Annotated in this window: 19 protein-coding genes; 4 read left to right on the forward strand and 15 right to left on the reverse strand. The window is 64.0% G+C overall.

Features of this window, described 5'->3' with window-relative positions; genetic code table 11:
- The first annotated feature begins 127 nt into the window (after positions 1 to 127).
- The 3 genes from ACFSQT_RS22105 to ACFSQT_RS22115 all read left to right on the forward strand — a co-directional run bounded on the left by ACFSQT_RS22105 (position 128) and on the right by ACFSQT_RS22115 (position 3,625).
- Positions 128 to 703 carry an SCO family protein gene (locus tag ACFSQT_RS22105; protein ID WP_379022106.1) on the forward strand — a complete coding sequence of 192 codons (576 nt, stop codon included), beginning with the start codon at positions 128 to 130 and terminating at the stop codon, positions 701 to 703.
- 65 nt (positions 704 to 768) lie between these two features.
- Complete coding sequence (locus tag ACFSQT_RS22110; protein ID WP_379022108.1) at positions 769 to 1,641, forward strand: 50S ribosomal protein L11 methyltransferase; 873 nt, start codon at positions 769 to 771, stop codon at positions 1,639 to 1,641.
- 139 nt (positions 1,642 to 1,780) lie between these two features.
- Positions 1,781 to 3,625, forward strand: a complete 1,845-nt coding sequence (locus ACFSQT_RS22115) for an aminopeptidase P family protein (protein ID WP_379022110.1) — start codon at positions 1,781 to 1,783, stop codon at positions 3,623 to 3,625.
- Between the two features lie 31 nt (positions 3,626 to 3,656).
- Here the strand turns inward: ACFSQT_RS22115 and ACFSQT_RS22120 are convergent, their stop codons facing one another.
- Entirely contained in the window at positions 3,657 to 4,412 is a 756-nt protein-coding gene (locus ACFSQT_RS22120; RefSeq protein WP_379022112.1) for a DeoR/GlpR family DNA-binding transcription regulator, read from the reverse strand.
- 96 nt (positions 4,413 to 4,508) lie between these two features.
- On the opposite strand from ACFSQT_RS22120, the gene ACFSQT_RS22125 reads away from it, so the two are divergent.
- Positions 4,509 to 4,895, forward strand: a complete 387-nt coding sequence (locus tag ACFSQT_RS22125; RefSeq protein ID WP_379022114.1) for a DUF4406 domain-containing protein — start codon at positions 4,509 to 4,511, stop codon at positions 4,893 to 4,895.
- Between the two features lie 149 nt (positions 4,896 to 5,044).
- Here the strand turns inward: ACFSQT_RS22125 and ACFSQT_RS22130 are convergent, their stop codons facing one another.
- The 14 genes from ACFSQT_RS22130 to murG all read right to left on the reverse strand — a co-directional run bounded on the left by ACFSQT_RS22130 (position 5,045) and on the right by murG (position 22,122).
- The gene (locus ACFSQT_RS22130; protein WP_379022116.1) at positions 5,045 to 5,341 is read right to left on the reverse strand and encodes an AzlD family protein; all 297 of its coding nucleotides are present in this window, start codon (positions 5,339 to 5,341) and stop codon (positions 5,045 to 5,047) included.
- Positions 5,338 to 6,066, reverse strand: coding sequence for an AzlC family ABC transporter permease (locus ACFSQT_RS22135; RefSeq protein WP_379022118.1), 729 nt, complete (start codon positions 6,064 to 6,066; stop codon positions 5,338 to 5,340). The genes ACFSQT_RS22130 and ACFSQT_RS22135 overlap by 4 nt, the downstream gene beginning before the upstream one ends.
- Before the next feature lie 109 nt (positions 6,067 to 6,175).
- On the reverse strand, positions 6,176 to 6,868 hold the full coding sequence (locus ACFSQT_RS22140; protein WP_379022175.1) for a DUF2461 domain-containing protein: 693 nt from the start codon (positions 6,866 to 6,868) through the stop codon (positions 6,176 to 6,178).
- Positions 6,868 to 9,072, reverse strand: a complete 2,205-nt coding sequence (ligA, locus tag ACFSQT_RS22145) for an NAD-dependent DNA ligase LigA (RefSeq protein ID WP_379022120.1) — start codon at positions 9,070 to 9,072, stop codon at positions 6,868 to 6,870. The genes ACFSQT_RS22140 and ligA overlap by 1 nt, the downstream gene beginning before the upstream one ends.
- Before the next feature lie 192 nt (positions 9,073 to 9,264).
- On the reverse strand, positions 9,265 to 10,938 hold the full coding sequence (recN, locus tag ACFSQT_RS22150; protein WP_379022122.1) for a DNA repair protein RecN: 1,674 nt from the start codon (positions 10,936 to 10,938) through the stop codon (positions 9,265 to 9,267).
- Between the two features lie 120 nt (positions 10,939 to 11,058).
- Positions 11,059 to 11,928: an outer membrane protein assembly factor BamD gene (locus ACFSQT_RS22155; RefSeq protein WP_379022124.1), complete on the reverse strand. Its 870-nt coding sequence runs from the start codon at positions 11,926 to 11,928 to the stop codon at positions 11,059 to 11,061.
- A 263-nt stretch (positions 11,929 to 12,191) separates the two neighbouring features.
- Entirely contained in the window at positions 12,192 to 13,142 is a 951-nt protein-coding gene (gene lpxC / locus ACFSQT_RS22160) for a UDP-3-O-acyl-N-acetylglucosamine deacetylase (RefSeq protein WP_379022126.1), read from the reverse strand.
- A 280-nt stretch (positions 13,143 to 13,422) separates the two neighbouring features.
- Complete coding sequence (ftsZ, locus tag ACFSQT_RS22165; RefSeq protein WP_379022128.1) at positions 13,423 to 15,102, reverse strand: cell division protein FtsZ; 1,680 nt, start codon at positions 15,100 to 15,102, stop codon at positions 13,423 to 13,425.
- A 66-nt stretch (positions 15,103 to 15,168) separates the two neighbouring features.
- Positions 15,169 to 16,476 (reverse strand): cell division protein FtsA, encoded by a 1,308-nt coding sequence (gene ftsA, locus ACFSQT_RS22170; protein ID WP_379022130.1) that lies wholly within the window; start codon positions 16,474 to 16,476, stop codon positions 15,169 to 15,171.
- A complete protein-coding gene (locus ACFSQT_RS22175) occupies positions 16,473 to 17,414 on the reverse strand; it encodes a cell division protein FtsQ/DivIB (RefSeq protein ID WP_379022132.1) in 942 nt (313 codons plus the stop codon). Before ACFSQT_RS22175 ends, ftsA begins: the two co-directional genes overlap by 4 nt.
- A complete protein-coding gene (locus ACFSQT_RS22180) occupies positions 17,402 to 18,328 on the reverse strand; it encodes a D-alanine--D-alanine ligase (RefSeq protein WP_379022134.1) in 927 nt (308 codons plus the stop codon). The genes ACFSQT_RS22175 and ACFSQT_RS22180 overlap by 13 nt, the downstream gene beginning before the upstream one ends.
- A gap of 301 nt (positions 18,329 to 18,629) precedes the next feature.
- Positions 18,630 to 19,595, reverse strand: coding sequence for a UDP-N-acetylmuramate dehydrogenase (gene murB / locus ACFSQT_RS22185; RefSeq protein WP_379022135.1), 966 nt, complete (start codon positions 19,593 to 19,595; stop codon positions 18,630 to 18,632).
- Complete coding sequence (gene murC, locus ACFSQT_RS22190; protein WP_379022137.1) at positions 19,592 to 20,998, reverse strand: UDP-N-acetylmuramate--L-alanine ligase; 1,407 nt, start codon at positions 20,996 to 20,998, stop codon at positions 19,592 to 19,594. The genes murB and murC overlap by 4 nt, the downstream gene beginning before the upstream one ends.
- Positions 20,995 to 22,122 carry an undecaprenyldiphospho-muramoylpentapeptide beta-N-acetylglucosaminyltransferase gene (murG, locus tag ACFSQT_RS22195; RefSeq protein ID WP_379022139.1) on the reverse strand — a complete coding sequence of 376 codons (1,128 nt, stop codon included), beginning with the start codon at positions 22,120 to 22,122 and terminating at the stop codon, positions 20,995 to 20,997. Before murG ends, murC begins: the two co-directional genes overlap by 4 nt.
- Position 22,123 lies beyond the last annotated feature (1 nt).

Genomic DNA, 22,123 nt, shown 5'->3' on the forward strand with positions numbered 1-22,123 from the left:
GGTCCGTCGACCCCATATGCGGTTGCGGCAACGCGGCACTTTGCCTGGGCGGGGTCGAACCGCTAAGACTGTCGTGCTGCGCGGCATGGGGCCGGCACCCTGATGATTCTGCGGACGGACCTTACGGATGATGCGTTCTATTCTGGTCGGCATTCTCGTCCTGATGGCGGCCGGCATCGGCTGGCTGACCTTCGACTGGTACCGCGGCCACTATGGCGGCGAGCCTTTCGGCGCCGCCTTTGCGCTGGTCGACCAGAAAGGCGCGCCGATCACCGAGGCCGCCTTCAGGGGCCAGCCTAGCGTCGTCTTCTTCGGCTTCACCCATTGCCCCGAGGTCTGCCCGACCACGCTGTTCGAACTGGCCGGCTGGCTGAAGACGCTCGGCAACGACGGCAAGAACCTGCACGCGTATTTTGTCTCGGTCGATCCGGAGCGCGACACTCCCGATGTCATGAACAGCTATGTCAGCAATTTCTCCGACCGCATCACCGGCATCACCGGCGACCCGGACAAGGTCCATGCCATGGCCAAGTCGTTCGGCATCTACTGGAAGAAGGTCGACACCGGCGACGGCGACTACACGATGGACCATACCGCCTCGGTGCTGCTGCTCAACGCCAAGGGCGACTTTGCCGGGACCATCGCCTATGGCGAAAGCGCTGACACCGCCATCGCCAAGTTGAAGCGCTTGGCTGCGGGCTGACGCATGATCCCGAAAAGTGGGAACCGGTTTTCGGACAAGATCATGCTCAAACAAGAATAGAATCCATGACCCAGACGCGGCTTCATTTCATTACCGGAAAGCTTGAATCCGTCAGCATTTTCGCGGCGTTCGAGGCGGCCTTCGAGGATGAAGGCCTGCCGATCGCCGTGCTGGAGGTCGATGAGGATCGCGACATCTACGAAGTGTCGCTCTATGCCGATGGCGACGTCGATGCGGTCGAGGCGCGGGTCAAGGACATTCTCGCCGGCCTTTCCATACCGAAGCCGATCGAGCGCGAATCCCTGCCCGATATCGACTGGGTGGCGCGCTCGCTGGAAGGCTTGAAGCCGGTGCGCGCCGGCCGTTTCTTCGTCCACGGCGCGCATGACCGCAGGAAGCGCCACAGCGGCGAACTCGCCATCGAAATCGAGGCGGGCCTAGCCTTCGGCACCGGCCACCACGGCACGACCGCCGGCTGCCTTGAAATGCTGGAAAAGGTCATGCGCCGCGAAAAGCCGCGCAATGCGCTCGACCTCGGCACCGGCAGCGCGGTGCTGGCCATCGCCGTCGCCAAGCTGGCGCACATTCCGGTGCTGGCCACCGACATCGACCCGGTGGCGGTGAAAGTGGCTGCCGCCAATGCACGGCTCAATCACGTCAAGGCGCTGGTGGAGACGGTGACGGCGCCGGGCTTTCACCACCCGATCTTTGGCAAGCGCGCGCCTTTCGATCTCATCGTCGCAAACATACTGGCGCGGCCGCTGATGCGTCTTGCGCCGCAAATGGCGCAGCACATCGCGCTTGGCGGCTCGATCGTGCTGTCAGGCATTCTCGAGCGCCAGCGCGACGCCGTCGTCTCGGCCTATGTCGGCCAGAATTTCCGCCACGTGCGCACCTTGCACCGCGAGGGCTGGGTGACGATCCACCTCAAGCATTGAGCCAGGCAACGGCCCAGCTTGGACCAAGCCCAGCCGGTTGTCAGTCAGGCAGCGCTGTAGCAGGTTGCGCCAGCTGGAAATCGATTTCCGATTTTCAGGCCCATGCGCTACACCAGCGCCGAAATTCAGGGAGGCCACAATGTTCCAGACCTTCGATTCCGCGGGCGACCCGGCAGTCGGCAAGCCGCGCGTGGCGCTGCTGCGCCAGTGGCTGGCGGCCAACGGGCTGGACGGTTTCATCGTGCCGCGGGCCGACGAACACCAGGGCGAGTATGTCGCCGATCGCTCGGCGCGGCTGAAATGGCTGACCGGCTTCAGCGGCTCGGCCGGCGTTGCCATCGTTCTGCGCGACCGTGCTTTCGTCTTTGTCGACGGGCGCTACACGCTGCAGGTGCGCCACGAAGTCGATCTCGACATCTTTTCGATCGAAAGCCTGGTCGACAACCCGCCGGCCGTCTGGCTGAAGGACGCGATCGGCAAGGGCGCGCGGCTCGGCTTTGATCCGTGGCTGCACACGATCGGCGAGGTCAAGGCGCTGCAGGCCTCCGCCGACAAGACCGGCGCGGTGCTGGTGCCGCTCGACAAGAACCCGATCGACATCATCTGGAAGGATCAGCCCGAGGCCCCGGCGGCCCAGGTCGAGCTCCACCCGATCGGCTTTGCCGGCGAGCTCGCCAAGGACAAGCTGGCGCGGCTGGCAACAGCGATCGCCAAGGACGGCGCCACCCATGCGGTGCTGACCGACCCCTCCTCCATCGCCTGGGCTTTCAACATCCGTGGCGGCGACGTGCCGCACACGCCGCTGGCGCTCGGCTTCGCCATCCTGGCTGCCGACGGCTCGCACCAGCTGTTCATGGACCGGCGCAAATTCTCGCGCCAGGTCGCGGCCTATCTCACCCAGCTCGCCGAGCCGCATGAGCCCGGCGAATTCGAAGCGGCGGTCGTGGCCCTCGCCAAGGGCGGCGGGAAAATCGCGCTCGACCCGGTGCTGGCGGCCGACAGGCTGCGCATGCTGGTCGAGGACAATGGCGGCACCGTGATCGCCGCGCCCGATCCCGCCCGCATTCCGCGCGCCACCAAGAACCAGGCCGAGATCAACGGTTCGCGAGCCGCGCACCGCCGCGATGGCGCCGCTGTGGCGAAGCTCTTGTGCTGGCTCGAGCGCCAGAGACCCGGCTCGCTTGACGAGATCGCCGTCGTCACCAGGCTGGAGGAGACGCGCCGGCAGACCGGCGAAGAAACCCAGATGCCGCTGCGCGACATCTCCTTCGACACCATTTCCGGCGCCGGCCCGAACGGCGCCATCATGCACTACCGCGTCTCGCGCGCCACCAGCCGCAAGCTGCAGGCCGGCGAACTGTTCCTGCTCGATTCCGGCGGCCAGTATCAGGACGGCACCACCGACATCACCCGCACCGTGCCGATCGGCCAGCCGACCGAGGAGCTGCGCGAGCGCTTCACGCTGGTGCTGAAGGGCATGATCGGCATTTCCACGCTGCGTTTCCCCGCCGGCACGCGCGGCTCGGAAATCGACGCCGTCGCGCGCATGGCGCTGTGGAAGCATGGCTGCGACTTCGCCCACGGCACCGGCCATGGCGTCGGCTCCTACCTGGCCGTGCATGAAGGACCCCAGCGCATCGCCCGCACCGGCACCGAAAAGCTGCTCGAAGGCATGATGCTGTCCAACGAGCCCGGCTATTACAAGGAAGGCTCCTACGGCATCCGCATCGAGAACCTCATCCTGGTGACGCCGGCGGAAGAGGTCGAGGGCGGCGACATCGCCATGCACGGCTTCGAGACGCTGACGCTGGCGCCGATCGACATCCGCCTGGTGCGCACCGATCTGCTGACGCGCGACGAGCTGCATTGGCTCGACGCGTACCATGCCCGCGTGCTGGCCGAGATCGGGCCAATGCTCGACGGCGAAACACTGGCCTGGCTGGAGAAAGCGACCGCGCCGCTGCCGCACGATCAGAAGCTCTAATTCTCGTACCGACGCTTCGCGCGCGAACTCGTCAAGCGACGATTACTGTCACCCCTAGACGGCGATAGGGATCAATCAATTCCTCGGGCAGCCCAGCCTCGACGACCATAGAGTCAACCTCCTCCAGACGGGCTATTTGAAACGGCGAAGCGGCTCCCAGCTTTTCACGCGAAGCCAGCACCACCGTCTCCGCCGCCTGTTGGCTCAAGGCACGCTTGATCGCAGCCTCCTCGGCATTGCCGGTGGTGAGGCCTAGTTGTGGGTGAATGCCTGTCACTCCCATGAAATAGATGTCCGCGCGCACCCGGGCGATCGCTTCCATCGCCACCGCACCCACGGCAACAACCGAATGTTTGAATAGTCGGCCGCCAATCAGTTCGACTTCGACGCCACGGTGTTCGACCAGTTCGACCGCGACGCTCGGACTGTGGGTGACCACTGTCGCTTCCAGCCCAGGGGGCAAATTCCGGGCAAGTTGGACCGCCGTCGTTCCGCCGTCGAGAAACACGACCTGACCCGAGCGGATCAGACCGGCAGCTGCACCTGCGATCGAGATCTTCCCCTGTGGGGACACTTGCGCCCGACCTGCGAAGTCCGTCATGGCGGGAGAAGCTGGCAGCGCTCCGCCATGGACCCGTTGCAACAACCCTTCGCTGGCAAGTTCGCGTAGATCACGCCGGATCGTGTCTTCCGAAAGACCGAGTTCCTGGCTGACAACCTTGGCGACAACACGGTGATCGCGCCGCAGCACTTTCAGAATGTGCGCCTGCCGCTCCTTGGTAAGCAAGAGATTGCCCTCTCTGCATGAAATATCTTGACTCTGCACGAAATTGCATGATTTTCTGGCTAAAGCAAGAAAAACCAAGCACGACGAGGCAGTGACATGATGATCCTGATTGCAGGCCCCTATCGATCGGGTACGGGAGATAACCCCGACAAGATGGCAGCCAACCTTCGGCTTCTTGAAGAAGCGTCATGCCCCCTTTTCAAGGCTGGACACCTGCCGATGATCGGCGAGTGGGTGGCTTTGCCAGTGTGGCACGCCGCCGGCGGACAACATCTCGGAGACGCCCTCTACGATCAAATTTTCTATCCTGCGGCAAGTCGCCTTCTGGAGAGATGCGACGCCGTACTTCGCCTTCCGGGCGAATCCAAGGGAGCGGACAACGACGTTCGCCTTGCGCGTGAGCGGGGCATTCCGGTCTATTATCGGCTTGAAGACGTCCCAGGCTGCGAGCGTGTTCAACAGGAGACAGCACAAAACTCCTGATTTCTCAGAAGCTTGGGAACCCTCCTGACGCATGTCGCCCAAAATCAACCTCGGTTTTGCGAGAACGCATAAAACAAGGCCTGGCGCTATCGCCTGAATCCGGTGGAACGCGATGCGCTTTAGGCGCATCACTGGAATGTCGACACGTCTTACCCGACGAACTGCCGCGCCAGTATCAGCGCCGCCGCGCCCGCCAAAAACATCGCCATCAGCCCGCCACGCAGCGAAACCACTGATGTGACGACCAGCGCTGCCCATTCCGCCGGTCCGGCATTCAGCAGTTCGGGCGCCACCAGCGTCGTCAGCACCGCGGCCGGCACGGCGTTGAGGCCGGCCTCGACGCGTGGATGAATGTTGTCGAAACGGGAGATGACCAGATGCCCGCCGATGCGCGTGAGATAGGTCGCGACCGCGCCGGCGATGATGATCCAAAATGTCGTGCTCATGGCCGTGCCTTCACGCCGCTGTGGTGGGGAGGCAGGATGACGGCGAGCAGCACGCCGGCAATCGCACCGATCGAGACGTGCCAGGGCGAGCCGACGGTCTTGTAGGCGATGATCGAGGCGGCGGCGCTGGCAATGACCACCGGCAGCCACAGCGGCCGTTTGCGGAAACCCATCACGAGGCCGAGGAAGTAGATCGGCAAAAGGAAATCGATGCCCAGCGCATGCGTGTCAGGGATCAGCTTGCCGAACACCGCGCCAAGCGCGCTTTCGATCACCCAGAACACGTAGACCGGCAGGCCAAGTCCCAGATACCAGGTGAAGCCGACCGTCTGGCCGGATTGCGCCCTCGCCTCGGCCACGGCGAACTGCGGATCGGTGAGGATGAAATAGCCGAGCGCCTGCTGGACGAGAGGCCAGTGCTCGATGCGCCGGCCGATGCCGGCGGAATAGAGCACATGGCGGAAGTTGACGGCGAAGATCGACAGCACGATCAGCCACGGCGCGACATGCTGGCCGAACAGCTGGATGCCGACCATCTGGCTAGCGCCGCCATAGACCAGCGCACTCATCAGGAAGGCTTCGAACACCGAGAAGCCATTGTCGACGGCGAGCGCGCCGAACAGCACCGCGAACGGCGCCGACGCCACCACGACCGGCATCGAGAGCCGCACGCCTTGCCAGAAATCGCTTTTCACACTGCTTTCTGAAATTACGTCCGTCGCCATCGACCACTCCTCGGGAATGGCGGATGTAGGCGGCGTGGCCTGCCTTGTCACACGAATTCGCTTGAGCCAAACGATCAGCGAAAATGATCGCCGGATCGCCTTGCTAGGGCTAGCCGGCGAGAGCTTTGCCCTGGATCGCCCTGCCCCAGTCGAGTAGCGGCTTCGCGCGCAAGGTGAAATCGACGAGATCGTCGACCAGCGCCGGACCATGAATCCCGGCCGGATCGATCGCGTGCCGGACGGCGAAATACCGGTTGCGGATGGCGCTGACCAGGTCCGCGTCGGCGACATGCTCGAAGCCGCGCGGCGTGCGCTTCATGCAGCCTTCGGTGTCGAGTTCGAGGCCGTTTTTCTTCAGCGCCTTCACCATGGCGCGAAACTTCTCAGGCTGCGTCGCGATGGCCCGGCGCATCGCCAGCAGCAGCGCTGCCTCGGGCTGCCACCAGGCGACGCCGGCAAAGCAACCCTCTAGCCCGATGTGCACGTAGAACACGCCCTGCTCCATCTTGGTGCCGTCGGGCGACAGGATCGCCGACAGATGCCGGTTGTAAGGCCGCTTGTCCTTGGCGAAGCGCACGTCGCGATTGATGCGGAACAGCGATTTCTTGCGATCGCCGCGCAGGCCAAGCCCTGCCTCCGCAAAACGCTGCGTAAGCGTTTCGACCAGATCGCCGAAGGGATCCCGCAACTCCTTTTCGAACAGGTCGCGGTTCTCCAGGAACCACTCCCGGCTCTGATGGAAATCCAGCGCCTTCAGGAACGGAATGGCCTTCTGCCCGAAACCCTTGAATGCTCCTTCCATCACGCCTTGCCGATCCGCGCCAGCCAGGCGTCCTCGTCGATCACCTCGACTCCGAGTTCGCTGGCGAGCTTCAGCTTGGAGCCGGCACCCGGCCCGGCGACCACCAGGTCGGTCTTCGCCGAGACCGAGCCCGCGACCTTCGCACCGAGACGTTCCGCCATTGCCTTGGCTTCCGGACGCGTCATCTTTTCCAGCGTGCCTGTGAACACGATTGTCTTGCCGGCCACCGCGCTGTCGGCCGAGATGGTCACGACATACGGCTTCGGCTTTACCTGTTTGAGCAGCGCGTCGAGCACGTCGTCATTGCGCTCATTGCCGAAGAAATCGCGAAGCGCGTCGATCACCGTGTCGCCGATGCCATTGACGGACGGGAAAACTGTGTGTGGATCGGCGGCCGCCGCCGTTTCCTTGCCGACGCGGATCAACTCCTCGATGGTGGAGAAGGTCTTGGCAAGCACCGCGGCCGTCGTTTCGCCGATATGGCGGATGCCGAGCGCGAAGATGAAGCGGTCGAGCTCCGGTTCCCGCCGCGAATCGATGGCAGCAAACAGCTTGTCCAGGCCTTCGTAATTGCGGTCCTCGACACTGCGCACATTCTTGCGCGTCTTGCCCGATGCCGCCTCGCGCTGCCTGGCCTGCTCCTCGCGCCGCTCGGCCAGCGCCTTGGTGACGGCGGGGCGGCGGTCCCTGAGCGTGAAGATATCGGCGGCTGTCTTGATCAATCCCGCATTGAAGAAGGTGTCGATGTTCTCGGCGCCGAGGCCTTCGATGTCCAAGGCGCCGCGGGACACGAAGTGCCGCAATCCTTCCACGGCCTGCGCGGGACAGATCAGTTCGCCGGTGCAGCGCCGGCGGGAATCTTCCTTGCCGGTCTTCTCGTTGATCTCGCGCGTCGCCGGCGAGCCGCAGATCGGACAGGTGTGCGGGAATTCGTAGGGAACGGCATCCGGCGGACGCTTGTCGATGACGACGCTGACGATCTGCGGGATGACATCCCCTGCCCGCTGGATCACCACCGTGTCGCCGATGCGCACGTCGATGCCGTCACGGATCGGCTGGCCCGTGCTGTCCAGACCCTTGATGTAGTCCTCATTGTGCAGCGTGACATTTTCGACCACGACGCCACCAACCGTAACCGGCGCCAGGCGCGCTACCGGCGCCAGCGTACCGGTGCGGCCGACCTGGATGTCGATCTTCTGTACGGTCGTCATCGCCTGTTCGGCGGGGAATTTATGCGCAACCGCCCAGCGCGGTTCACCGGTGACGAACCCCCATCGGCGCTGCAGCTCCAACTGGTCGACCTTGTAGACCACGCCGTCAATGTCATAGCCAAGCGATGAGCGCTGCTCCTCGATCCGATGATAATGCGCGATCAGGTCCTCGGCGGACTTCGCCCGCACCATCAGGGGGCTGATCGAGAAACCCCAATCCTTGAACTTCTGCACGGCGCCGTACTGGGTTGGAGCGGGATCCTCCGACGTATAGCCCCAGGCATAGGCGAAGAATTTGAGGTTGCGGCTGGCGGTGACGGATGCATCCTTCTGGCGCAGGGAACCGGCCGCCGTGTTGCGCGGATTGACGTAGTACTGGCCGCCAACCGCCGCCGAGCGTTGCTTGAGCGCCTCGAATTCGGCGTAGGTCATGTAGACCTCGCCGCGTATCTCGATGATATCAGGCCAGCCCGAGCCCTTCAGCTTCGCGGGAATGTCGGCGATCGTGCGGAGGTTGGCGGTGATGTCCTCGCCGACGGCACCGTCGCCACGCGTTGCGCCCTGCACGAACACGCCGCCCTCATAACGCAGCGAAGCCGACAGTCCGTCGATCTTCGGCTCGGCCGTGAAGGCGATGTCGAGATCCTTGTCGCGATCGAAGAACCGCCGGCCGCGTTCGATGAAATCCGCGACATCCTCGTCGGTATAGGCCTTGGCGAGGCTGAGCATCGGCACTGCGTGACGCACCTTGGCGAAGCCTTCCGCCGGCGCCGCACCAACCCTGCGCGACGGCGAATCCTCGCGCACCAGCGCCGGAAAGCGCTGCTCGATGGCAAGATTGCGCCGTGTCAGCGCATCATATTCCGCGTCGGTGATCGTCGGTGCGTCTTCTGTATGATAACGCCGGTCATGACCGGCTATCTCCTCGGCCAACTGTTTGAGCTCTGCTTCAGCCTCACTTTCGCTGAGCGAATCGACAGGTTTTTCGGCCATGCTTTTCTTCCCTGAACAATGCATGTCGCCCAAAAGTGTGGTGCGGTTTTGGGACAACGACAGGCACAAAAACAACAACCAAAGCGCGACACGCTTTGGTTGCGCGTAACAATAGATGAGGATTTTGGGAAAATCATTCCCGAACAGCAGGATCGAGCCATGTCCTGACTCGATCCATGACGCCGGTTGTTCTTACGCTGCCGTGGTGTTCTCGCGCAGCAGCCGCTCGGCGGCGGCGCGCGCCTCGTCGGTGATGGTGGCACCGGCCAGCATGCGGGCGATCTCTTCCTGCCGCGCCGGCCGGTCCATCTCGGCAATGCCGGTCGCGACCCGGTCGGTGCTGCCCGATTTGGAGATCAGGAAATGTGTCGCCGCGCGCGCCGCCACCTGAGGTGCGTGCGTGACCGACAAAACCTGGACGCGCTTCGACAATCGCGCCAGCCGCTGGCCGATGGCGTCCGCCACGGCGCCTCCCACGCCGGTATCGATTTCATCAAAAACCAGCGTCGGCGCCGAGCCACGGTCGGCCAGCGCCACTTTCAGCGCCAAAAGGAAGCGCGAAAGCTCGCCGCCGGAAGCCACCTTCATCATCGGCCCGGGCCGTGTGCCTGGATTGGTCCGCACCCAGAATTCGATCTGGTCGATGCCCTCTTCCATGCGGCTCTCGGCCTCGCTCCTCATCTCGACGATGAAGGCGGCGCGTTCGAGCTTCAGCGCCGGCAATTCGGCCATGACGGCCTTGGTCAGGCCGACCGCCGCCGCATGTCGCAGCGAGGACAGCTGCGCGGCGGCGATGTCATAGGTCTCGCGCGCCGCGGCAGCCTGCTTTTCCAGCCCATGCAGGCGTTCCTCGCCGGCATCGAGATCGGCGAGATCGGCCGACATCGTGTCGCGCAGTTGCGCCAGGTCGTCGACGGCCACGCTGTGCTTGCGCGAGGCGGCGCGCAACGAAAACAGCCGCTCCTCGGCCTTCTCCAGCCGCTGCGGATCATACTCGGTGGCGCGAAGCGCGGCTTCGACGCCCGACTGCGCCGCGTCGAGCGACAGCATCGCCTCGTCGAGCGACTTGACCACCTCGTCGAGCAGCCCCGGCGCTTCGGTCACCTTGCGTTGCAGCCGTCGGAGCAGGCTCGCCAGTTGCGGCAAGGGTGAGGACGGACCGGACAGCACGTCCTGCGCATCATGGATTTCGGAAGCGATCTTCTCCGCCCGCATCATCGATGCGCGCAGCTCGGCGAGATCGGTCTCTTCGCCCGGCTGCGGATCGAGCTTCGTCAGCTCCGCCACCGCCGCACGCAGATAATCGGCCTCGCGGGCGGCCGCCGCCACCTTGGCACGGTGACGCGACAGCTCCTGCTCGCAGCCGCGCCAGTGCCGCCATGCTTCGCTCGTCGAGCGAACGGCGCCGAGATGGCCGCCGAAAGCGTCGAGCACCTCGCGATGGGCGCCGGGATCGACCAGAGCCCGTTCATCGTGCTGGCCATGGATCTCGACCAGCGCGCGCCCGACATCGCGCATCAGTGTGACGCTTGAGGGCTGATCATTGACGAAGACACGGGTGCGGCCGTCGGCCGTCTGCAGGCGGCGCAGGATGATGTCGCCGTCATCGTCTATGGCATTTTCGGCAAGCAGCGCGCGGGCCGGATGGTTGCGTGGCACGTCGAAGACGGCGATGACCTGGCCCTGCGCCGCGCCATGGCGCACCAGCGACGCATCGCCCCGCGCACCGAGCGCCAGCGACAAGGCATCGAGCAGGATGGATTTGCCGGCACCGGTTTCGCCGGTCAGCACGGAAAGACCGGGCTGGAAGTCGATATCCAGCTTCTCGATCAGGACGATATCGCGGATCGACAGTCTGGAAAGCATCAGAACCCGGATCTAGAGCGGCACGCGATCATTGGAGTCGCGGCGCCGCACTATCTTTTTGTTTGAGCACCGGATCAATCCGAAAAAGCGTTGCTCACGCTTCGGTCCAATGCTCTGGGGTCAGGCGCCGGTGATCATCTTCCCGGCCTTGGATATCCACGACCCGGCATTCTCGCGCGGCGCAAGCCCATTGCTCTGCAGCAGCTTGTAGGAATCCTTGTACCACGGGCTGTCGGGGTAGTTGGTGCCGAGCACGGCGGCGGCGGTCTGCGCCTCCGAGGTCAGGCCCATCGCATAATAGCTTTCGGTCAGCCGGGCCAGGGCCTCCTCGACATGGCGCGTGTTGGAATAAGTCTCCACCACGGTGCGGAAGCGCTTGACGGCGGCGATGTATTCGCGGCGCTCGAGATAGTAGCGGCCGATCTGCATCTCCTTGCCGGCCAGCTGATCGTTGGCGAAGCGGATCTTTTCCTTGGCGTCCTCGACATATGCCGATGTCGGCCAGCGCGTCACCAGGTCCTGCATCGTCTGAACGGTCTGGCGCGCTTCCTTCTGGTCCTGCGTCACGTCCTTGATCTGGCGGTAGTAGCTCAAGCCGATGATGTACTGCGCGTAGGCGGCGTCATCGGTCGACGGATAGAGCGTGAGGTAGCGCTTGGCCGAGCCGATCGCCTCGTCGTAATGGCCCTGGCGGTAGTCGGCGAAAGCGCCCATCACCATCGATTTGCGGGCGAATTCCGAATAGGGGTGCTGGCGGTCGACGGCATCGAATTTGCGGCTCGCCTCTTGCAGGCGTCCAGCATTCAGATTGGCAAGGCCCTGATTGTAGAGAACATCGGCCGGCTCGGTCTGGTCGACATAGGTCGACAGGTCGATATCTTTCTCCGACGACATGCAGGCCGACAGGAAGAGCGATGGAACAACCACCGAAAGCGCCAGGAAAACAGCCCGCTGCGGCGCTTTCGATTGACCAACTCGCTTGAAGAACATGATTGGATTCCGCCCTTTCGGCGTTATTTCAATGCGCTTTGCATGCTGTTGTCCCAAACTTGGTCCCCAATTTTGAGCGACATGCACTATTCGACGGCAGCAGCCATAAACCATAACGGCCTTGCCCGGCAACGCTATCGCCGGCCAATCGCGCATTTTTGTGGCGGTCGGACGCTGCTTGAACATCCGTGCAATTTCACCAATAGGTGATGCATTCATGCAACACTTGCAGCTGCCATGGGATCCGAAAAAAGTTAAGAGATTCAGATCATCCAGGGCGCATAAAGCGGCGCGTTGACGGCGTTCATCTCGGCGCTGCGGCCACGCTCGCGGCGCGTCGTCTCGACGATCTCGAACGCCGTGCGATCGGACAGCAGGCGGCGCAGTGCGGCGGCATTCATCCTGTGGCCGCCACGATAGGAGCGGAAGCAGCCGATGAAACGGGCGCCAGCCAGCGCCAGGTCGCCCATGGCGTCCAGCGTCTTGTGGCGCACGAACTCGTTGGGATAGCGCAGGCCGCCCATGTTGATGACGCGGTTGTCGTCACCGATCACCAGCGAATTCTCCAGCGAGGAGCCGAGCGCGTAGCCGGCGGCCCACAGCCGCTCGACATCCTTCATGAAGCCGAAGGTGCGGGCGCGCGCGATGTCGCGGCGGAAAATATCGGCATTGATGTCCGAGGCGAACAGCTGACGGCCGATCGCCGGGCTTTCGAAGTCGATCTCGACCTCGAAACGGGTGCCGTCATAGGGCTTGAACTCCGCCCACGAGGCGCCGTTCTCGATACGAACCGGCTTGATGACCCTGATATAGCGCCGCTTGACCGACAGCGTCTCAACGCCCGCCTGGTCGATGGCTTCGACGAACGGCATGGCGCTGCCGTCGAAGATGGGAACCTCGGAGCCGTCGATCTCGATGGCGACATTGTCGATGCCGAGCCCGAACAGCGCTGCCATGATGTGCTCGACCGTGGCGATGTGCTCGCCCGCGGGATCGCCAAGCATGGTGCACAGGTCGGTCGCGCCGACTTCGGAAACCAGGGCGCGGAACTCGCGGCCCAGCTCTGCGCCGTTGAAAAGCTGGAATACGATGCCGGTATCGGCATCCGCCGGCATGAAGCTGATGGAGACTTCCTTGCCGCTGTGGACGCCGATGCCGGTAAGCGACGCGCGCGTCTTCAATGTCGTCTGATAGTCGTGCAAGACAATCCCCATAAGCCCGTAATGCCTAGGTCCGCTTTCCAGCCCGAGGGCGCGGCTCTTGTTAAAATCGGCAGGCGGGGCGACTTCCCCCGAAATCCCGGCAAACCGACTATGGTAGGCAGCGAAGATAATGTCGCGGGAGGGAGACTCCAAATCACGGTTTCTTACTCTTTGTAACCGCGAACCGTATCCTGTACATCCTGGTAAGTATTTGAAATCACATCATTTAAAACGTTAACAGGCAAGCAATCCCTTGCCTGCCTGTTAACAATTGTTAAGGCTCGTTTACCGTTCAGTTGGCCTGGCGGCGCAGGAACGCCGGAATCTCCAGCTGATCGTCGTCCTGAGTCGCCCTCACCTGCGGTGTCAGGCGGCCCTGTTCGTCGAGTTGACCACGGCGCGGCGCGTAGAGCTGCGCGTCCTGGCTGGCAAGACGGCGCACTTCAGGAGCAGCCTGGCGCAGCTTGGGTTCGCGCGGCTGCGCCGGCTGGAGCCGTGCAGGCTCTTCCTCGCGACGCGTCAGGCCGTTGGTCAGCCGCTTCAGCAGGCCCATCGGTCCGCTGTTGTTCTCGTGGTCGGCCGGGCGGCTCTTGGCATCCACCTCGGCCTTGACGACCGGCGGAAAGTCCTCGACGCGCGGCATCCTCTGCGGCGCCATGGCCGACTGCGGGACTTCGCGCTGCAGCATTTCGCGCGGCTGGGGAGCCGGCTGCATCTGCTGGACGACTGGCTGCGGCATCGGCTGTGCTGGCGGCGCCTGGAAGATCTTGCTCTGCGGGCGGAAATCATCCGCATGGGCGACCGGCACTGGGCGAGCCTGCGCCATCGCCGCGGCATTTGCTTCGGCCAGCTGGATGGCTTCGGCGACCGGGTCGATGGAGCGCGGTTCGTAAGCGGCCTGCTGCACCGGCGCCGGGCGGCTTTCCACCGCGGCAACGGCCGGACGGCCGACCGGCTTCGGCGGCGCCGTGCGGATCGAGATCGGCGCTGCGGCGATCTCAGCCGCCGACTTGTCGATGCCGGTGGCAACCACCGAGACGCGGATGACGCCTTCGAGTTCTTCGTCGAAGGTGGCGCCCAGGATGATGTTGGCGTCCTGGTCGACTTCCTCGCGGATGCGGGTCGCCGCTTCGTCGACTTCGAACAGCGTCAGGTCGCGGCCGCCGGTGATCGAGATCAGCAGGCCCTTGGCGCCCTTCATCGAGGTCTCGTCGAGCAGCGGGTTGGCAATCGCCGCTTCGGCGGCGGCCATCGCGCGGCCCTCGCCCGAAGCCTCGCCGGTGCCCATCATCGCCTTGCCCATCTCGCGCATGACCGAACGGACGTCGGCGAAATCGAGATTGATCAGGCCTTCCTTGACCATCAGGTCGGTGATGCAGGCGACACCGGAATAGAGCACCTGGTCGGCCATGGCGAAGGCGTCGGCGAAGGTGGTCTTGTCATTGGCCAGCCGGAACAGGTTCTGGTTGGGGATGACGATCAGCGTATCGACGCATTTCTGTAGCTCCTCGATGCCAAAATCCGCCGTCTTCATGCGGCGCTGGCCTTCGAAATGGAACGGCTTGGTGACGACGCCGACGGTGAGGATGCCCTTTTCGCGGGCGGCACGCGCCACGACCGGAGCAGCCCCCGTGCCGGTGCCGCCGCCCATGCCTGCTGTGACGAAGCACATATGGGTATTGGACAGATGATCGATGATCTCGTCGATGCATTCTTCCGCCGCCGCGCGACCGACTTCCGGCTGCGATCCGGCGCCGAGGCCCTCGGTGACATGCGCGCCGAGCTGGATCAGCCGATCGGCCTTCGACATGGTCAGCGCCTGCGCGTCGGTGTTGGCCACCACGAATTCGACACCGCGCAGACCGGCGGTGATCATGTTGTTGACGGCATTGCCGCCGCCGCCGCCGACACCGAACACGGTGATGCGCGGCTTAAGCTCGGTGATGTCCGGCTTTTGCAGATTGATGGTCATTGTCTCCGTCCTTTGCCTTTCACGCCGCTTCGCCGCCGCGGCCGCCTATGGGGCTGTCCCCGTCAATTAGAAACTGTCTCTCAACCACTGACTCATGCGATGCAGTTTCCCGCCCGTCCCGGTCATTCTGAGACCAGAAATTCCTTTCGCCGGATGGCTCTCGAAACTCGCCATCTGCGGATAGATCAGAAGCCCCACCGCGGCCGAGAAGGCCGGTCCCTTTGCCGCTTCCGGCAGGCCGGCCACGCCGAGCGGGCGGCCGATGCGCACATTGCGTCCCAGAATCCGGCGCGCCGCCTCAGGCAGGCCGGCAAGCTGGCTGGCGCCGCCGGTCAAGACGACGCGCTTGCCCACCGCATTGCCGTAGCCGGACTTGTTCAGCCGGTCGCGCAGCAGTTCGAGCGTCTCGTCGATGCGGGCGCGCACGATGCGCGTCATCACCGAACGCGGAATCTGCAGCGGTACGTCGCCATCGTCGCCGATCGGCTGGATCGAGACCAGGTCGCGGTCGTCGGCGCTGCCCGGCAGCGCCGAGCCATGCATCACCTTCAGCCGCTCGGCGGCGTCGAGCGAGGTCGAAAGTCCCTTGGCCATATCCAGCGTGACATGGTTGCCGCCGATGGCGATGGCGTCGCCATGGACGAATTTGCCTTCCGAAAACACCGAGATCGTCGTCGTGCCGCCGCCCATGTCGATGCAGGCGGCGCCCATTTCCAGCTCATCGTCGACCAGCGCCGCCAGTCCGCTGGCATAGGGCGTCGCCACCATGCGCTCGACCGACAGATGCGAGCGGTTGATGGAAAGCTCGAGGTTGCGCATTGGTGCGGCATCGCCCGTCAGCACATGCATGTCGACGCCGAGTGCGTCGCCGACCATGCCGCGCGGATCGCGTACGCCGCGCTCCGCATCGAGCGAGAAGCCGACCGGCAGCGAATGAATCACCTCACGCTCGGCCTTCAGCGCCTGCTTGGCGCCGGCGCCGAGCACGCGCTTGATATCCGCCTCGTCGGCCTCGTGGCCGCCAAGGTTGATGGTGGCCGAGAACGCTTCGCTCTTCAGCCGGCCGGCAGTCATGTTGACGATGAGCGAATCGACCGTCAGCCCGGCCATGCGCTCGGCCGCGTCGACGGCGAGACGGATGGCATGTTCGGCACGATCGAGATCGACGACGACACCTGACTTCACGCCTTGCGACTTCTGGTGGCCGATGCCGATCACCTGTATCCGGTGCGAACGGCCGCGCAACAGCTTGCCGTCATCGCTCGGCTTCAACTTGGCCACCATGCAGCAGACCTTGCTCGAACCGACATCCAGCACCGTCAGGGTGCCGGACCGGCGCGACGCGGCATCGCCATGACCGCCAAGCCAGCTCATATCTTCGTCTCCGGCTTGCGCTTCAGGCTTTTGGGTTTTTCGTTGAGGGCGGCTTCGCGCTGCGTCGCCGCCTCCGGCGTCAGCTGCACGACCAGCCTGTCGGTCAGACGCATGTCGACGGCAGCGATGTCGCGCGACAACAGCCCCTTGTCCTCGTCCATCTTGACGAGTTCGGCGATCGCCTGATCCTCGCCTTCCTCGGGAAGCTTGACGGTGATGCCGTTGTCCAGCTTGAGGTCCCAGCGCCGCTCGCCGACACGGATGTAGCCTTTGATCCGGGTCGCCAGATCGGGGTATTTTTCGATCTTGGCCAGGAAGTCCGGCGCCTTGGCCGGTGCGCCGACGCCGATCAGCAGCGGCAGCAGCACCTGCTTTCCGCCCGAGAACGGCGCGATCACGGCGCCATCCTTCTCGATGACAGAGAGATCATCGCCTTGCTGCCACAGCGCAAAGGGGGCGCGCTCCTCGACACGCACTTCCAGCGTGTGCGGATAGACCTTGCGCACCGCCGCGACTTCGATCCACGGCAAGGTGGCAATGCGCTCCCGCGCGGCCTCGGCGTCGAAACCGATGAGCGAGGTCCAGCCGTCGAGTTCGAGCCTGTCGAGGATGTCGATCTCGGAAGTCTGGCGATTGCCGACCACCTTGACCTGATCGACGGCGAAGCCGGTGCGGGCAGTGATGCTTTGAACGATGCCATCGACATGGCCGCCGAGATAGGCGCCATAGGCACTGCTCGAGGCAATCAGTGCGGCAGACATCATGGCCGCGGAGAAGCGCGGCGCCTGGAATTCTCCCACGCCCAGGCGCGCCAGAATGCGCACCGGGCGGCGAAGCACGCGCGGCAGCACGAAATGGCCTGATGACAACGGCAGGCCGAACAGCGCCGGCCCGGCCGCGCCCTTCCCTTTGCCTTGTCCCCATTTCAACGCAGACACGAAGCGTCCTCCACCATCCAACTCAACAAATCGCCAAACGAATGCCCGGCTTGGGCGGCGATTTCAGGCACCAAGGACGTCGGCGTCATACCCGGCTGGGTGTTGACCTCGAGCCAGACAACCTCGCCGTTTTCGGAATGCCGATCGTCATAACGGAAGTCCGACCGGGAAACGCCCCGACAGCCGATCGCTTGGTGAGCCTTGAGCGCCAGTGTTTGTATTTTTTGGTAAATATTCGGTGAAACTTTTGCGGGGCATTCGTGCTTTGATCCCCCGGCGACATATTTTGAATCATAGTCGTAGAAGGAATGGCCGGTCGGGATGATCTCGCAGACTCCCAGCGCCACATCGCCCATCACCGCGCAGGTCAGCTCGCGGCCATGGATGTAGCGCTCGACCATGACGGTATCGCCATATTTCCACTCCGACGAGCCGATGACCTGCGGCGGATGCGACTGCCCCTCATGCACGATGACGACACCGAAGCTCGACCCCTCATTGACCGGCTTGACCACATAGGGCGGCTTCATCGGGTGCTTGTTCTGGATGGCGAAGCGACTGGCGACCTTCGATTCGGCGACAGGGACACCGACCGACCTGGCAACCCGCTTGGCCTGTTCCTTGTTCATGGCCAGCGCCGAGGCGAGCACGCCGGAATGCGTGTAGGGAACACCGAGATATTCGAGGACGCCCTGGATGGTGCCGTCCTCGCCAAACGGGCCATGCAGCGCATTGAAGGCGACATCGGGCCGGAGCTCGGCAAGCACCGAGCCGACATCGCGCCCGACATCGACGCGCGTGACCCGGTAGCCTTCCTTCTCGAGCTCATCGGCACAAGCCTTTCCCGAGGACAGAGACACGGGCCGCTCGGACGAGAAACCTCCCAGCAGGACGGCCACATGCTTGCTTTTCATTCCCCGTCATCCCCTCTCATGGCGGACCAAAAACCAGACTTTCCGCAACATCGAGTCCGAGTCTCCCGGCAGGCTGCCCCCCAGACGGAAAACGCTGAAAACGCGTCGAACGACTCAAATCAGGAAACGCTTTGGAGCAGAGAATCAGAGAGTTGATTCACTGGCAAGTGCTTACGATTCCGAGGGATTCACTTTCTGAGAAAATGGATGCGAAAATCGTGTCGTTGAGTCTTCGCAGCAACGGTCACGGGCCATTTTCGGCCTCGTTGAAGTTCATGCATCACGCGAACTTCAACAGGAGCTAAAGCAGCTGCCCGAGAAACTCCTGCACGGCATGCCCCGGCCGGAAATTGCCGATGCGCTTGATTTCCCACTGCAGCCGGATGCCCGAATTCTCCAGCACCCGCGTGCGCACCGTCTCGCCGAGATATTCGAGATCGTAACCGGTCGCGGTTCCGGTGTTGATCATGAAGTTGCAGTGCATCGGTGACATCTGCGCACCGCCGATCATCAGGCCGCGGCAGCCGGCCTTGTCGATCTCCTTCCAGGCCGACGTGCCTTCCGGATTCTTGAAGGTCGAGCCGCCGGTCTTCTCGCGGATCGGCTGCACGGTCTCGCGGTGGTTCTGCACCGCCTCCATCGCCGCCTTGATCGCCGCCTTGTCCTCGGCGAAGCCTTCGAACACCACCGAGGTGAAGATCAGTCCGGACGGCGCAGCCGAATGGCGATAGGCATAGCCCATCTCGGCATTGCTCAGCGTTTGCACATTGCCTTTGCGGTCGAGCGCACGCACCTCGACGACGCGCTCGCGCGTCTCGACGCCATTGGCGCCGGCATTCATCCGCAGCGCACCGCCGATGGCGCCTGGAATGCCGTGATAGAAATGGAAGCCGCCAATACCGGCTTCGAGCGCCACCGCCGCGACGCGCTTGTCGGGCGTGGCCGCACCCGCCCTGATCGTGGTCGGCGAAATGATTTCGGCCTCGCCAAACCCCTTGGCAGAAAGCCGGATAACAAAACCCGGAATGCCGCCGTCCCGGACCAGAAGGTTCGAGCCGACGCCGACGACGGTCAGCGGGATGTCTTCGGGAACGGCTTTGAGGAACGCGGCAAGGTCATCCTCATCGGCCGGCTGGAACAGCACTTCGGCCTGCCCCCCGGCGCGAAACCAGGTGATCTTGTCCATCTCGGCATTCGGCGTGAGGCGGCCACGCAGGCCGGCAAGCCGGTCGCCAAGTCTGTCGATCAGGGCCTGGCCGTGCATCATGAGACCGTCCCGCCAAGCTCCTTGGGCAGCGCATAGGCCCATTGGGTGATGTTGCCGGCGCCGAGGAAGACGACGAAGTCGCCGGGCTTGGCCAGATCGCGGATGATTGGCGCGATTGCGGCCGGACCCTCGACGTAGCGCGCGTCGCGATGGCCGCCGGCGCGGATGCGCGACACCAGCGCATCGGATGTCACGCCTTCGATCGGCTCTTCGCCGGCCGCGTAGACCGGCGCCACCACCACTGTGTCGGCATCGTTGAAGCAGGTGGAAAACTCGTTGAACAGATCATGCAGCCGGGTGAAGCGGTGCGGCTGGGCAATGGCGATGACGCGGCCCTTGGTGGCGCTGCGCGCCGCCTTCAGCACCGCCGAGATCTCGACCGGATGATGGCCATAGTCGTCGAATATATCGACGCCGTTCCAGGAACCTGTATGGGTGAAGCGGCGCTTGACGCCGGCGAAGGACGACAGGCCCTTCTTGATCGCCTCGGCGGACAAGCCGAGCTCATGTGCCACCGCGATCGCCGCTGTCGCGTTGGAGACGTTGTGACGGCCGGGCATCGGCAGACGCAGGCCGGCGATCGTCGTCTGGCCACCGCTCTTGCGGTTGCGAATCACCACGTCGAATTCCGAAATGGCACCCGCCATGCGGTGGTTGGTAAACCGCACGTCGGCCTGCGCATTCTCGCCATAGGTGATGACGCGGCGGTCCTCGATGCGGCCGACCAGCGCCTGCACCTCGGGATGGTCGGTGCACATCACGCCGAAGCCGTAAAACGGCACGTTCTCGACGAACTGGCGGAACGCCTCGCGCACCTTGTCGAAGCTGCCATAGTGATCGAGATGCTCGGGATCGATGTTGGTCACGACGGCGATCTCGGCCGGCAGCTTGAGGAAGGTGCCGTCGCTCTCGTCGGCCTCGACGACCATCCATTCGCCGTCACCCATGCGGGCGTTGGTGCCATAGGCGTTGATGATGCCGCCATTGATGACGGTCGGATCGAGCCCGCCGGCTTCGAGCAAGGTCGCCACCATCGAGGTCGTCGTCGTCTTGCCATGCGTGCCGCCGATCGCCACCGCCTGGCGAAAGCGCATCAGTTCGGCCAGCATCTCGGCACGGCGCACGATCGGCAGCAGTTTTTCACGCGCGGCTTTCAGTTCGGGGTTGGTTTTCTTGATCGCCGTCGAGACGACGACAACCTCGGCATCGCCGAGATTTTCGGCCGTGTGGCCGACGAAGCATTCGATGCCCTTGTCGCGCAGCCGCTGCACATTGGCGCTGTCGGCCTGGTCGGACCCTTGCACCTTGTAGCCGAGATTGTGCAGCACCTCGGCGATGCCGCTCATGCCGATGCCGCCAATACCGATGAAATGCACAAGGCCGATGGTCTGCGGCATCTTCATGCGTGCGTCCCCTTCCTGAAGTCTGAAACGGTTTTTTGGGACGCAATAGCCTCTGTGAGATCGGCGAGCAACTGTGTCGCGTCGGGCCGGCCGGCCGATTTGGCTCCCGCCGCCATCGCCGCCAGCCGCTCGGGGTCGTCCATCAACCCGCCGAGAAGCGCTGCGATGCGCTCTGGCGAAAGCGAGGATTGCGGGTGCACTTCGCCACCGCCGGCGGCGGCAAGGGCCGCCGCGTTCGCTGCCTGGTCGTGGTCGAGCGCATAGGGATAAGGCACCAGCAGCGCCGGCCGGCCGATGACGGCGATCTCCGAAACGGTCGAGGCGCCGGAGCGCGAGATGACCAGATGCGCCGCCGCCATGCGCTGCGCCATGTCGGTGAAGAAGGGCGAAACTTCGACGGCGACACCAAGGGTTGCGTAGGCCGCCTTCACGCGCGCCACGTCATCGGCGCGGGCCTGCTGCGTGATCATCAGCCGTTTGCGTTGCGCTTCGGAGAGCAGGGCGATAGCCGCCGGCACCGCGTCCGAGAAGAACTGGGCACCCTGGCTGCCACCGAACACCAGCAGCCTGAACGGCTGATCCCCGGTTGATGCCGCATAAGGCGTCTTGGCCGCTTCCAGCACGGGAGGCCTGACCGGATTGCCTGTCGTCACCGTCTTGGCGCCGATCGCACTGGTGTCCTGTGGCAGGAAGCCGCCGGCGATCGCATCGACACGGCCGGCCAGCGCCCGGTTGGCGCGCCCCATCACTGCGTTCTGCTCATGGATCAGCGTCGGCACCTTGCGCCGCGTCGCCGCATAGAGCGGCGGCAAGGTCGGATAGCCGCCGAAGCCGACGACGGCATCCGGCTTGATCCTGGCGATGATAGCGGAAGCCTGGCGCACGCCGCGCCAGATTTTCCAGAAAGCGCCAAGCAGGGCGACGGGATTCTTCGAGCCCATCGTCGCCGACTGGGTCGGATGGATGGCGGCCGCCGGGAAATGGGCGGCGAACCGCTCGGCGCGGTCGTCGGTGGCCAGATGCACCGTCCAGCCGCGCTCGTTCAGCTCGTGCGCCAGCGCCTCGGCGGGAAACAGATGCCCGCCGGTTCCGCCCGCCGCGAGAAGGATGACGCCTCTCGCCATA

The organism is Mesorhizobium calcicola (assembly GCF_042682105.1).
GTDB lineage: Bacteria > Pseudomonadota > Alphaproteobacteria > Rhizobiales > Rhizobiaceae > Mesorhizobium > Mesorhizobium calcicola.